Consider the following 12,246-nt stretch of genomic DNA (forward strand, 5'->3'; position numbering starts at 1 on the left):
TACTCCCGCTGCTTAGAAGCTGATTGTCTGGCCTGTACGTGCAGATTCTTCTGCCGCCAGCGCAAAGCTTAAGACATCACGGCCCTGCCGCGCTGTCAGAATGGGGTCGCCGCCCTCGGTGATTGCATCAAGGTAATGGCGTGTGGAGTTGACGAAGCTCTGCTCCCAGCCCGCATAAATATCGCGGTACTCAGTGACGTTGCCTTCGCGGTAATGCACCAGCGGGGCCGGATCTCCAATGGAACCGTGGCCGCAGTTGATCCAGAGAACGCCTTGCGTTCCGGTGATCTCTACACGGTCATCCTGCGCGTAATGCTTGGTCGCAATCTCCAGCTCAGGGGAGTAAACCACCTCCAGATTGCCGATTTTGTTGCCCGGGAAGCGGAAGGACACCATGGACGGAGCGTCCAGATAGATGCCTTTGAACACCTCGGTCTGGCCAATGAAGGCATGGACGTCCGATGGCATGCCCATAAAGTGCCAGGCAAGGGCGAACTTGTGGTGGCCGTCGTCAAACACCAGCGGACCACCGCCAGCCATGTCTTTCATCTGCCGCCACGCATTGGCAGCTGCTGGCACCTTCCAGGCGGTTTTACTTTTGCCCGGATTGGATTTGATGCGGATGGAAATCGGGTCTCCAATCGCACCTGCATCCACCAGTTCTTTGGCTTTTAAGACAGGAGGATGGAAGATGAAGTTTTCGAAGATCTTGAAAGGGCGATCATAGCCGTCAACGGCCTCTACCAGCGTGTTGGCCTCTTCCATGTTCATGCACATGGGCTTTTGCAGAGAGACCATTTTGCCAGCATTGATCGCGTCCAGCGCGGCTTGCAAATGCAAATGGTGTGGCAGCAGAATCTCGACCAGATCGATATCCGGGCGGGCCAGAATCTCTTTATAGTCGTCACTGATGATCGGGTCATCAATGCCCCATGCCTCTGCCTGAGACTGGGCCTGCTTTACGTTTCGATCACACAAGGCAACAATATTGCCTTTCGGGTTCTGCTTATACTCAATGGCATGCAAATCCGAAATGCGACCTGTGCCCAGAATGGCAACGCGAACCGGCTGGTTCCCCATCCCTTACTCCCTCATAAAACACATTTTCTCGACAAGCGCACCGAGCTCCTCAAATCGCTTGTCATTAATTCGAACTGTCGGTCCTGACACGCCGATCGCGGCGATCATCACCCCATGCTCATCAAAAACCGGTCCCGCCACGCAGCGGATGCCGGAGGTAAATTCTTCGTCGTCAATCGCGTATCCGCGATCTCTGCTTTTGGAGATTTCGGCTGCCAGTGCCTTATGGTCGGTCAGGGTTGCAGGGGTGAACTGCTTCAGCTCCTGCTCTGCCTCTGCATCACCAAAGGCCAGAAAGGCCTTGCCAAGGGCGGTGCAGTGCAGTGGTCCAAGAGAGCCGATGGGGTGATCGACCTTGAGCGGGAGCTCAGAATCGATTTTATCCACATACCAGACCTGCGAACTGGCCAGAACAGCCATATGCGAGCACTCTCCCGTCTCGCGTGTGAGCTGTTTCAGGACAGGTTGCCACTGCTGCCGTGTTGCGACAATTGCCTCCGCTGTTGGTCCAGATCCTTGGGAACTGGTCATTTTTTCGCTTGCTGCGTAGCGCCGGTCAGTCCCTTGCGTAGCGTAACCGCATGCAACCAAAGTACGCAGAATGTGCGTCGCATTGGACTTGTCGACACCAAGGTAACTCGCGATATCCGTAAGCCGCAAAGGTTTAGCCTGCTCAACAAGATAGTCGAGTGTCTGAAGTCCACGGGATAGCGATTGTAAAAGGCGCAACGTCAATCTCCACTAACACGCTGGAATAAGTTGAAATATGGACAACTAATTACACAAAGTTAAACATAGGGCAACAAGATTCCTGCGTCTGGCTTCAGAATTGACACAGGTTTTACAGGAGCGCAAGAGGCCGTATACGTATTTTTGTACAAAATAAGCTTGACATTTTGCGAAATGCGCGGCGAAATGGGACGTATATTCAGTTTTGTTGCACATATGGCAACTTATTGATGAAATGATTTTGTAAAACATATGCAAACTCTTGGGAGGGGATTGAAATATGAATAAGCGCAGAAGGCAACTTTTGCTTGCTGCGGTGCTTGCGCCTGTTATGGCGACAGCATCCATGGTTCCATCATTTGCAGCAGACGAAGTCACCATTTCTCACTACTTCACCGGTGAGCTGGGCCAGAAAGGCCTGAAAGAGATTCTGGATGGCTTCAAAGCCAAATCCGGCATCACTGTGAAAGACAGCCCAATCGGTCACGAAGACTTCAAAACCGGCATTCTGGTGCGTGCGGCGGGCAACGCACTGCCAGACGTCTTCTCTTATTGGGCTGGTGCGCGCACGCAGTTCGTCATTGATGCAGGTGATCTGCGTCCAATCGACGGCATGTGGGACAAAGCTGGTCTGGATAATGTTGTTGCCAAGTCTGTTGCGGACGGTGCAACCAAGTATGACGGCAAGCGTTATCTGGTGCCATTCGGCTACCACTACTCCGGTCTGTTCTTTAACAAAGCTGTTATGGAAAAGGCTGGCATCACCGAAGCTCCTAAAACCTGGGAAGAGTTCCTCGCAGCCTGTGAGAAGCTGAAGGCAAACGGCGTGACCCCTATCGCGCTGGGTTCCAAGAACCGCTGGCCTGCTCAGTTCTGGTTTGACTATCTGATCCTTCGCACCGCGGGCCCTGACTACCGCGCGAAGCTCATGAACGGCACAGCCTCTTATGCCGATCCTGAAGTTAAAAAGGCGATGGATCTTTGGAAGAGCATGGTCGACAAAGGCTATTTTGTTGAAAATGCAAACGCAGACAGCTGGACAGATGCCTCTGACAAGGTTGCCCGCGGTGATGCAGCCATGACCCTGATGGGCACATGGATCACCGGTTACTGGAACTCCATCGGCCTGAAGCCGGGTGAAGACTATGACTTCTACCCATTCCCGGAAGTGACAGCTGGTGTACCTAACGCTGTGGTTGGTCCGGTTGACGGTCTGGTGATCTCCGCAAATGCGAAGAACCCGGAAGGTGCTGAGCAGCTGCTTGAGTATCTGGTGTCCGATCCGGAAGCGCAGGCCAAGTGGGCCAACATTCAGGGCGCTCTGTCTGCTAACGTGAATGTTGCAAAGTCCAACTACAACGCTGTGATGCTCAAAGCGCTCGATACCATCGATGCAGCGCAGACCTTCGCGTTCAACTACGACCTGTCCACGCCTCCACCAGTGGCGGAAGTTGGCTTGTCCATGTTCGCTCGCTTCATGGATGACCCATCCAACGTGGATACCATTCTGGATGAAACTCAGGCCAGCGCTGCAAGCGCATTTGCCGAGTAAACATCACAATCCAAACAGAGCCGGTCGCAACTGGTTTGCGGTCGGCTTGCCTCTATAACATCGAGCATATCGCTGGTCTTGCAGCAGGATATGCGCACATCTGAGGCAGGCTTTTTCTGAGACGGGTATGAATCAAAGCAACACATTCTGGCGCGTTGCCCTTTTGGCGCTCCCCCTCAGCGTTTTCGCGCTGATCATCATCTGGCCGCTCCTAAGCTCGTTTTATTACGGCTTTACCAACTGGAACGGTTTCAGTGACACCTATGATTTCGTTGGCTTTGAGAATTTCGGAAAGCTGTTTTCCGATCGCCTCTTCATGTCTGCGGCAATAAATACGATTATCTGGATGGCTATCGCGGTGGTGCTTCCAACTGTTCTTGGCCTCTCGCTGGCGCTGCTCATCGACAGTCATGTGCCCGGTGGCCCGATCTTCAAAACCATCTTCTATCTGCCAATTTGTCTGTCTGCCGTGGTGGTTGGTCAGGTCTGGGTCTGGATTTACCAGCCGGACTGGGGCCTTTTGAACACTATCATCGAGTACGTCACCAACGATCGTTTCAACTACGCATGGCTGGCGAAACCGGACAGCGCGCTTTACTCGGTCATAGTGGCCTGGTCCTGGCAGGCAACCGGCCTGTCCATGGTGATCTACCTTGCGGGCCTGACGGCTATCCCGGGTGACCTGCTGGAAGTGTGTGAGCTGGAAGGCGCGACCACGTGGCAGCGCATTCGCCACGTTATCCTTCCCTTGCTGACACCAGCCACGGTGGTTGTTGTTGCGCTGAGCGTGATCAACTCGCTGAAGGGCTTTGATATTCTGTACATCATGACTGGCGGCGGGCCGTTCAACAGCTCCGATACGCTGGCCATGCACATGTATAACGAGAGCTTCAAGAAGTACCTGATGGGCTATGGCAGCGCCATTTCCGTCGTGCTGTTCCTCGTCGCGCTGACCATCATTCGCCTCTATTTCAAACAGCTTAAAAAGGTGGACGAGATCTATGGCTGATACGGCTACTCTGGGCAGCACCAGCGGCGATTATGTTGCGCCGAAGCGGTTCAATCCGTGGCCTGTTGTCATCTTCATCTGCCTGTTTACGCTGGCAATCCTTTTTCTTGCGCCAACCTTTGGCGTGCTGCTCTCTTCCGTCAAAACCACGCGAGACATCGCGCTGGGGGATCTTTGGGCGATCCCAAGTAGCATGTACTGGGGCAACTATGTTGAGGTGCTGAGCAATCCGGCCGTGCATGGCTACATGCTCAACACGTTCCTCGTGGCAGCACCGGCAACGGCGTTTTCCATCGCGCTTGGTGTGCTTGCGGGGTACGTGTTTGCCAAGCTTCCGTTCAAGGGCAGTGACTTGGTGTTTCTGCTGGTGGTGTCGGGCATGTTCTTCCCGCCGCAGGTGATCCTGATCCCGCTGTTCCGTCTGTTCAACCTGATGGGGCTGATCGATACGCTGTGGCCGATGATCATTGTGCACACGGCGCTGGGTATCCCAATCTGTACCCTGCTGATGCGCAACTTCTTTGCCACCGTGCCGAACCCACTGCGCGAAGCGGCAATTCTGGAAGGTGCCAGTGAATGGCAGGTGCTGACCAAGATTGCACTGCCCATCAGCCTGCCAGCCATTGCGGTGCTGGCGACGCTTCAATTCACCTGGATCTGGAACGATTTCCTCTGGCCGCTGATCTTCACCCAGTCGGATGAGAAGCGCACCATCATGCTGGGGCTCGTGTTCATGAAGGGCCAATACTCCGTTGCCTGGGGCATTCAGGGCGCTATGTCGCTGATCGCCAGCCTGCCAACGCTGATCGTATTCCTGTTCTTCCAGCGCTACTTCATCAAAGGCATGACCATGGGTGCCGTGAAAGGATAATCGGGGACATTATGAGTAGTTTGTCACTGAAAAACATCAAGAAGTCATACGGCCAACATGAGGTCATCCATGGGGTGGATCTTGAGGTCGAAAAGGGTGAGTTCATCGTCTTTGTTGGCCCGTCCGGCTGTGGCAAGTCCACCATGCTGCGCATGATCTCTGGTCTGGAGGAAGTCACGTCCGGCCAGATCTCCATCGCGGACAAGGATGTAACCCGCGCCCATCCGTCCAAGCGTGAAATTGCGATGGTGTTCCAGTCCTACGCGCTGTTTCCGCATATGAGTGTTGCGGACAACATCAGCTTTGGTCTGCGCCTTGGCAAAACGCCAAAGGATGAGGTGAAGCGCCGTGTGAATGAAGTGGCCGATACGCTGCAGATCACGCACCTGCTGGAGCGCTTCCCGCGTCAGCTTTCTGGTGGTCAGCGTCAGCGCGTGGCCATTGGTCGTGCGATCATCCGTAATCCGCAGGTGTTCCTGTTTGATGAGCCGCTCTCCAATCTGGATGCAGCCCTGCGCGTGCAGATGCGTCTGGAGATTGCCCGCCTGCACAAGCGTCTTGGTGCGACGATCATCTATGTGACCCACGACCAGACCGAGGCTATGACCCTTGCGGACCGGATTGTGGTGTTCAACCACGGTGTGATTGAGCAGGTTGGCCGCCCGATTGATCTGTATGAGCGGCCAGCCAACAAGTTCGTGGCCGGGTTCCTTGGGGCTCCATCCATGAACTTCATCGGAGCAACCGCGCAGCAAGGTGCGATCCAGCTGGATGGTTTCAACATCACCGATGCGCAGAAGGCCCATGCCAATGGGGCGATCACGCTTGGCATTCGTCCGGAGCACATGCGTATCTCTGATACAGAAGCTTGTGATTTTTCCGCGAAGGTGGAACTGGTTGAAGAGCTGGGGTCAGAGTCCCTCGCCTACCTGCAAACCAGCTTCTCCTCTGATCCGCTGACCATGCGGGTGGACCACTCCATCACTGTGCGTGAAGGGGATATGTTGCCGGTTTCAGTCAACCGCGAGTTCCTGCATGTGTTCGAGGAAGGTGGGGCGTCCCTGTAAAGCAGGGCAGCTAACCCCCGCCGATGAGCACGCCTGCGGCAAACACCAGTGAGCCGCCAAGGACAACCTGAAACGTCGCCCGCAAGAGCGGCGTTTCCATGTATTTGCTCTGTATCCACGCGATGGCACAGAGCTCGACAGCCACGACAAAGAACGCGATGGACGTGGCTATCCAGAACTCGCTGATGAGATAGGGGATGGTGTGCCCCAGCCCGCCAATGGCCGTCATCACCCCGGAGGCCAACCCGCGCAGTGTGGGGGGGCCGCGCCCAGAGATCTGCCCGTCATCAGAGACTGCTTCCGTAAAGCCCATGGAAATCCCTGCCCCGATTGAGGCGGCAAGGCCGACCAGAAATGTGGTCCATGTGTTGCCCGTTGCAAAGGCGGTGGCGAACACGGGGGCGAGCGTGGAGACTGAACCATCCATCAATCCGGCGAGACCCGGCTGAATGAGTGTCAGCACCAGCTTGCGATGGGCGGTCTCATCCTCGCTCTCTGCTTCCGTCTCCATGTGGGACTGTGTCAGGAACCGGGCTTTGTCCTGATGGCTTGCTTCGACAGCCGCCAGATCTCCCAGCAAGCGCCGTGTATCTGCATCCGTGCTTCTCTTCTCCGCATTCTCATAGAAGGTCCGCGAGGCAGTCTCCATGTTCTCGGAGATGTGGCGGATCTGGTCGAGGGTCAGATGAGCTGAGAGCCACGTGGGTTTGCGGGCATAAAAGCCGGAGACATGCTCGCGGCGGATCAGAGGAATGGTGTCGCCAAAGCGTTTCTGATGCAGTTCGATTAAGGAGATGCGGTGTTGGTCTTCTTCATTCGCCATTTCTGAGAAGATGGCCGCTGTACCCGGATAGTCTTCATGTAATCTGGCTGCAAAGCCGCGGTAGATGCGGGCGTCGTCTTCTTCTGAGGAGATGGCAAGGGCAAGAACCTGCTGCTCACTCAGATCAGAAAATCGCATGCGTGACGTCAGATACAACATCCGTGATGGTCCAGTTGTTCCGGTTTCGGCAGATCCTAAGCAGGTTTCATTGCAAACAGGCAGTTTCAGCCCCTCAAATGAGAGGCAAATTTGAGGGGTCTGGCCGCTGAAATCAGGAGAATAGGGCAATGCGTCTGTGATTGCGCTATCAGCGGATGTGATTGATGTTTTTGGGAAAATGTGATCGCCCAATCGGATCTAAATGAAGATCTCGATCGCATTTGAGCAGAGCGGTTTAATCAGTCTTAACTTATTATACTAAAGTCGATTACATGCCTTAAAATAAACGGATAGGAGGAGCACAACTTTATTAGCCAATAACAAAACTTAGTTAGCAGGAGACGTGTCATGCCTGTAAATAAGTTGAATGCTGAACAACACGATTGGGCCAAGGCTGTTTACCAAAACATGCATTGGAACTTCCCCGAGGAAGAAGGGGATGAAACCAATCTGACAGCGCAAGCCTCAAACGAGCAGGCCAACGGCGTGAATGGCACTCATGACCAGCGCAATGGCACTGCTGAACCGGATTTGAGCGACTATGTCGTCGTCGACACTCCTCCTCCAGAACGACAAAATGGCTCCAAGCCTAGTCCTGTCCATGCTGTCTTTGAGGAAATTGGCCTCCCACAATCCGAAACACTTCGCGAGCAACTGGGCCGATTACGTGACTTCCAGCAGAAGAGGGAAGCCTTCTTAAAAGATCCGCTTGCCACAGCTTATGCTGACCCTGCAGCTGCCAAATGGGAGCATCATGTGAAAGATGTTCTGGGTATGCCTCAGGAAAAAGCTGATGAAATGGTCAAGCAGCAGTTCACTCGTGATCTGAAGAAAGACCTAAAGGATGAATCTCGGAGTGTCACCAAGGAGATCTTTGACACTCAGGCTGATGATCCTCGCTTCACCGAGTTCCTGCAAAATGCAGCTAACTCCAATCCTAAGCAGCTGACCCCGGCACACCGCGAAATGCTGGTGTTCATGAGTCAGAACATGGTCAAGCTCGGCAACTCCCTCGTGAAAGACGTCAATGAACTGTATCGCCAGCATGCCTTTGGTAAGGCCATGAGCGATACCATCGATAATGCGAAGGAAAATGCCGTTTCTGACAGTGAACGACAAAAGCTGGAAGAAATAGAACAGGAAGTTATTGAATACCGCATGGCTGTTGCACGGCAGCTGGGTATGGCCCTGAACACCACCAATGATGTACAGTCCGCCATCAGCTTTGGCGAAACCGTCAACTCCGCCGTTGATGAACTCGCCGAACAGAACGATCGTGCACTGAACGCCGCTTCCGGCCTTGCAAAGATGGCAAGGAATATGGTCAACGACCACCTCGCCCAGACAAACAGTCCTCGCAAGACCATGAAGTGGGTTGAAACTCAGCCATGGGCAAAGCTGGTTGATATCGACATCACCACCAAGGGTGACTACTTCAACATTGAAGCCGAGCTGCGCGACAACAGTCCGCAGAACGAAGATACCGATGGTCTTGATATCGACGAAAACACCGATCTGGCACAGCGGAACCTTTCAAAAGAAAAGCTCATGTACAATCCTGAGCTCATCTTCAACGGTTTGCGCTCACCGGAAATGATGGCCGCCCTGACCAGCAAGGCCACGGGTGAAGCCAGCAATGACGATATCCCATTTGTCGAAAAGCCAAGTGATCTGGCAATGAACTGGGGTGAAACCCTTGCCCGCGCGCAGGAAGGTGGCCGGGACATCAGCGATCAGCTGCCCGACTACATGACTTTGAAGCAGGTGCGCTATCACGACATCAAGAAGGGCTTCTTCTCGAACACCGATACCGTGAAGACCGCCTGGGTGGTTGAACAGAAACCAACCTCCGACACAGTTGCGGAAGTGAACCTGATCAACAACCTGCCACGAGCCATCGCGGGTGATCTTGGAGATCTGGCATTGAACATGTCCGATTTGCGGGAAGACCAGACGAAGAAGAACGATGACATTCAGGGCAAGCGGAGCCATCTGGATGACTTCCTCAGCTCCAAGGGTGATGGCCTGCTGCAAAGCTATGGTAACGCGCATGATGCAATCAGCAGCTTGCAAGACCACGCAATGCAGGAAGTCATGGCCAAGATGAGCAATGGCACAAGCATCCGCAAGATCCTGAGATGGGCAAAGGAACAGCCTTGGTCTGCCATGTTCCGCGTTGAAATCACGCCAATGGAAGGCGGTAAGAAGGATCAGTACAACGTGGTCGTCAAGGAAGTTGAACATGGCACCACGGAAGCAAACAGTGTTGTGCTGAACGAACCAACAGAACGAGACAAGGAAAACGCCGGTAACATCGCAGATGAAGAAGATCAGGCCTTTGGTGAAGACCTGCATGGTTTGAGTGGTGCGCTGAAGGCTCTGCTGAACCCATCCGTCTATAAACAGCTGATCTCCAAACCTACCGGTGAAAACAGCGACGGAATGCCAGTCGTTGAAGAACCCACCAAGTTGGCACGGGATTGGGCAGAGCTTATTCAAAAGTCTGCCGGCCCCGGTGCAAGCTTGCCGGACTATCTGGAACTTCGCCAGGTGAAGTACCGTGTCCGCTCCTTCCTGCCATGGAAGAGAAACAAGCTGGAAGCTTGCTGGGTTCTGGAATTCAAGCCTACGGCTTTTAAACAAGCCGCTTAACAGAGCCTCCCATGCTCTGACCTTATAAACCTTCCTTATCTAATGGCTGGGCTCTGCGGTTTACCGCAGGGCCCTTTTACATGCTGGTCTGCAGCGCAATCCAAAGCGGCAGGCTGATGCAGGAAAGTAAAGTGGACTGGGCAATCAGCGTTGCAGGCTGTCGGCAATCAGCACCAAAGGCAGCGGCCAGCACATGGGCGGCTGAAGCGGTGGGCAAAGCTGCGAACAACACCAGCACGGATGCCTGTTCTTTTGGAATGGCAAAGCTGTGCACCACAAACCAGGCGATGCAGGGCAAGGCCAGCAGTTTGATGGAGTTCAGCCCGCCGGTATAGATATCCAGCTTCATCAGTCCCTGCCAATCAAGTGTCGCTCCAATCGCCAACAATGCTAGGGGGATGGCGGCCAGAGCCAGTTGATTGAGACCTTCCGAAAGGACTGAGGGAAGCGGATACCCACTCAAGCCCACCGCAACACCGCCAAGGGCGGCCAGAAAGAATGGATTGAGAGCCACCTTTCCAACCGCCTTGCGCAGACGAAGACCTTTGCCCATGGAAAGAGCTGTCACAGCCATCAGGTTCGCCATTGGCACCGCAAAGCCAATGGCAATGGCCATCAGGGAAGCGCTGTCCGCGTCCAGCGCGTTGATGGCCACAAACCCGATTGCTGTGTTGAACCGCCATGCTGTTTGCCAGCCAGCGGCAAAATCCAGAAACCGATCCGGACCAAACGGGCGCAGCAACCACCCCAACAGCAGCCCGACGCCCAAAATACCCCAAACGCCCAATCCGATGATGGCTGCATCATCCAGATTGATGGGCCGGGCCGCCGCTGCTGAAAACATCAGTGCCGGAAACAGCAGCTGAAAGTTCAGCGTATCAATGCCGCGCCACACTGTCTGATCCAGACGTTTGCCAAACACGCCGCCCAAAGCCAGCAAGCCCAGACTTGGCAGCAATGCCATCGCGATCCCCATACGCTCTCTCCTCACGGTTTGGCTGGTCTTTCCTGTCGCTATGTCTTAGGCTAATGAGGACAGATAAGATAATAAGCTGAGCTTATGATGTGTGATGGCAGCCTATGACCAAACCTGATGGACCCAACAATTTCGCAACCCGCCTGCCGGAACTGGCCGTGCGTGCTCTGCCTCTGGTGCAGGCCGTTGGCTCCGTCACCAAAACGGCGCATCGGTTGGGTGTCAGTCAGTCCGCTGTCAGTCAGTCCATCGCGGAACTGGAGAAGCGGCTTGGGGTGAAGGTGCTGCGTCGCGGGGCACAGCCGGTGCAGTTGACGGATGAGGGCGACCTGATCGTCCAATATGCCTTGAGCGTGCAAGCAGCCGAAGAAAACGCACTGGCCCGCATCAATGACCTGCGCCAGAACAAAGGAGGCCGTGTTCGCATTGGTTCCTCCGGCCCCTCCGCCTCCACGCGCCTGCTACCAAATGTTATGAAACGCTTCTCCCGCCTCTATCCCGGCATCGCGCTGGAACTGCGAGAGGCGCAGGATCAGGAGATTATCGCCGCACTGCGCCGTGGAGAGGTAGATGTGGCCGTTGTGCCGGGTCTGGATGGAGACGAAGAGTTCGAGAGCATCCCCATCGCCTGTGACCGGCTTGTCGGCATTGTTGCTCGTGATATGGATTTGCCGCCTCAGATGACGGCGGAGGACTTTCAGCGCCAGCCCTTTATTATGACCAAGGGCGGCAGTGAGCCTCTGGTGCGTAAATGGTTCAGCCGCTCAGATACAGAACCGCGCGTGGATCACTCCATTCAGCAGATCACATCTATTCTGGCCGTCGTGCGATCTGGCCTTGCCTGTTCCATCATCGCGGAACTGGCTCTGCCTGAGCATCTGGAAGGTGTGATGGCCCTGCCTCTTGATCCCCCTGCCCCGCGCAGTCTCTTCCTAACCCGCCTGCCAACGACCCCCACCAACAGCGCCGTCACCCGCTTCTGGGATTTTGCGGAAAATGAGATCTACAGGGAGGATTGATGGGATAAAGTATTATATGTAACGTAAGGGTAGATAACTCTTGAGTCAGGAACGTAGTTAATGAGCGCTCTTTTGAAACTTGGAGAGATTGCCGGAGTAACGGGAATTGCTTTAGGGGTGATCTACCTAGTGAATAAACAGTTATTAAACTTAGATATTTTTTCTCGATTGAATAGGTGGTTAACTTTCTTTCTTCTGATGTTTATTGTTTTTTGTATTTGGACTGTTGCAATAATTGCCATTCTTGGAGATGGAGAATTGAATATAGTCATTGGAGATTGGAATATTACTGGCGTGACTAAGTAATTG

11 protein-coding genes are annotated in these 12,246 nt (G+C 54.1%); 7 read left to right on the top strand and 4 right to left on the bottom strand.

Annotated elements, in window-relative coordinates:
* Positions 1 to 12 precede the first annotated feature (12 nt).
* Together PSE_RS09500 and PSE_RS09505 are read right to left on the bottom strand one after the other, a co-directional pair.
* Positions 13 to 1,080, bottom strand: coding sequence for a Gfo/Idh/MocA family protein (locus tag PSE_RS09500; RefSeq protein WP_014284641.1), 1,068 nt, complete (start codon positions 1,078 to 1,080; stop codon positions 13 to 15).
* A gap of 3 nt (positions 1,081 to 1,083) precedes the next feature.
* Positions 1,084 to 1,809, bottom strand: a complete 726-nt coding sequence (locus PSE_RS09505; protein WP_014284642.1) for an IclR family transcriptional regulator — start codon at positions 1,807 to 1,809, stop codon at positions 1,084 to 1,086.
* 280 nt (positions 1,810 to 2,089) lie between these two features.
* On the opposite strand from PSE_RS09505, the gene PSE_RS09510 reads away from it, so the two are divergent.
* The 4 genes from PSE_RS09510 (at position 2,090) to PSE_RS09525 (ending at position 6,308) form a co-directional block, all read left to right on the top strand.
* A complete protein-coding gene (locus PSE_RS09510) occupies positions 2,090 to 3,361 on the top strand; it encodes an ABC transporter substrate-binding protein (protein WP_014284643.1) in 1,272 nt (423 codons plus the stop codon).
* Positions 3,362 to 3,488: 127 nt separating this feature from the next.
* On the top strand, positions 3,489 to 4,370 hold the full coding sequence (locus tag PSE_RS09515) for a carbohydrate ABC transporter permease (protein ID WP_014284644.1): 882 nt from the start codon (positions 3,489 to 3,491) through the stop codon (positions 4,368 to 4,370).
* Entirely contained in the window at positions 4,363 to 5,241 is an 879-nt protein-coding gene (locus PSE_RS09520; protein WP_008548945.1) for a carbohydrate ABC transporter permease, read from the top strand. Before PSE_RS09515 ends, PSE_RS09520 begins: the two co-directional genes overlap by 8 nt.
* A gap of 11 nt (positions 5,242 to 5,252) precedes the next feature.
* Positions 5,253 to 6,308 (top strand): ABC transporter ATP-binding protein, encoded by a 1,056-nt coding sequence (locus tag PSE_RS09525; RefSeq protein WP_014284645.1) that lies wholly within the window; start codon positions 5,253 to 5,255, stop codon positions 6,306 to 6,308.
* Between the two features lie 10 nt (positions 6,309 to 6,318).
* Here PSE_RS09525 and mbfA read toward each other — a convergent pair whose 3' ends face one another.
* Positions 6,319 to 7,269, bottom strand: a complete 951-nt coding sequence (mbfA, locus tag PSE_RS09530; protein ID WP_008549342.1) for an iron exporter MbfA — start codon at positions 7,267 to 7,269, stop codon at positions 6,319 to 6,321.
* Between the two features lie 369 nt (positions 7,270 to 7,638).
* Between mbfA and PSE_RS09535 the strand changes: the two genes are divergently transcribed.
* The gene (locus PSE_RS09535; RefSeq protein ID WP_014284647.1) at positions 7,639 to 9,942 is read left to right on the top strand and encodes a hypothetical protein; all 2,304 of its coding nucleotides are present in this window, start codon (positions 7,639 to 7,641) and stop codon (positions 9,940 to 9,942) included.
* A gap of 76 nt (positions 9,943 to 10,018) precedes the next feature.
* Here PSE_RS09535 and PSE_RS09540 read toward each other — a convergent pair whose 3' ends face one another.
* Positions 10,019 to 10,918 carry an AEC family transporter gene (locus PSE_RS09540; protein WP_014284648.1) on the bottom strand — a complete coding sequence of 300 codons (900 nt, stop codon included), beginning with the start codon at positions 10,916 to 10,918 and terminating at the stop codon, positions 10,019 to 10,021.
* A 104-nt stretch (positions 10,919 to 11,022) separates the two neighbouring features.
* Here PSE_RS09540 and PSE_RS09545 point away from each other — a divergent pair, with 104 nt between their 5' ends.
* Both PSE_RS09545 and PSE_RS09550 read left to right on the top strand, forming a co-directional pair.
* A complete protein-coding gene (locus tag PSE_RS09545; protein ID WP_014284649.1) occupies positions 11,023 to 11,937 on the top strand; it encodes a LysR family transcriptional regulator in 915 nt (304 codons plus the stop codon).
* A gap of 60 nt (positions 11,938 to 11,997) precedes the next feature.
* A complete protein-coding gene (locus PSE_RS09550) occupies positions 11,998 to 12,243 on the top strand; it encodes a hypothetical protein (protein ID WP_041768236.1) in 246 nt (81 codons plus the stop codon).
* The last annotated feature ends 3 nt before the right edge of the window (positions 12,244 to 12,246 follow it).

It is taken from the genome of Pseudovibrio sp. FO-BEG1 (assembly GCF_000236645.1).
Classification (GTDB): domain Bacteria; phylum Pseudomonadota; class Alphaproteobacteria; order Rhizobiales; family Stappiaceae; genus Pseudovibrio.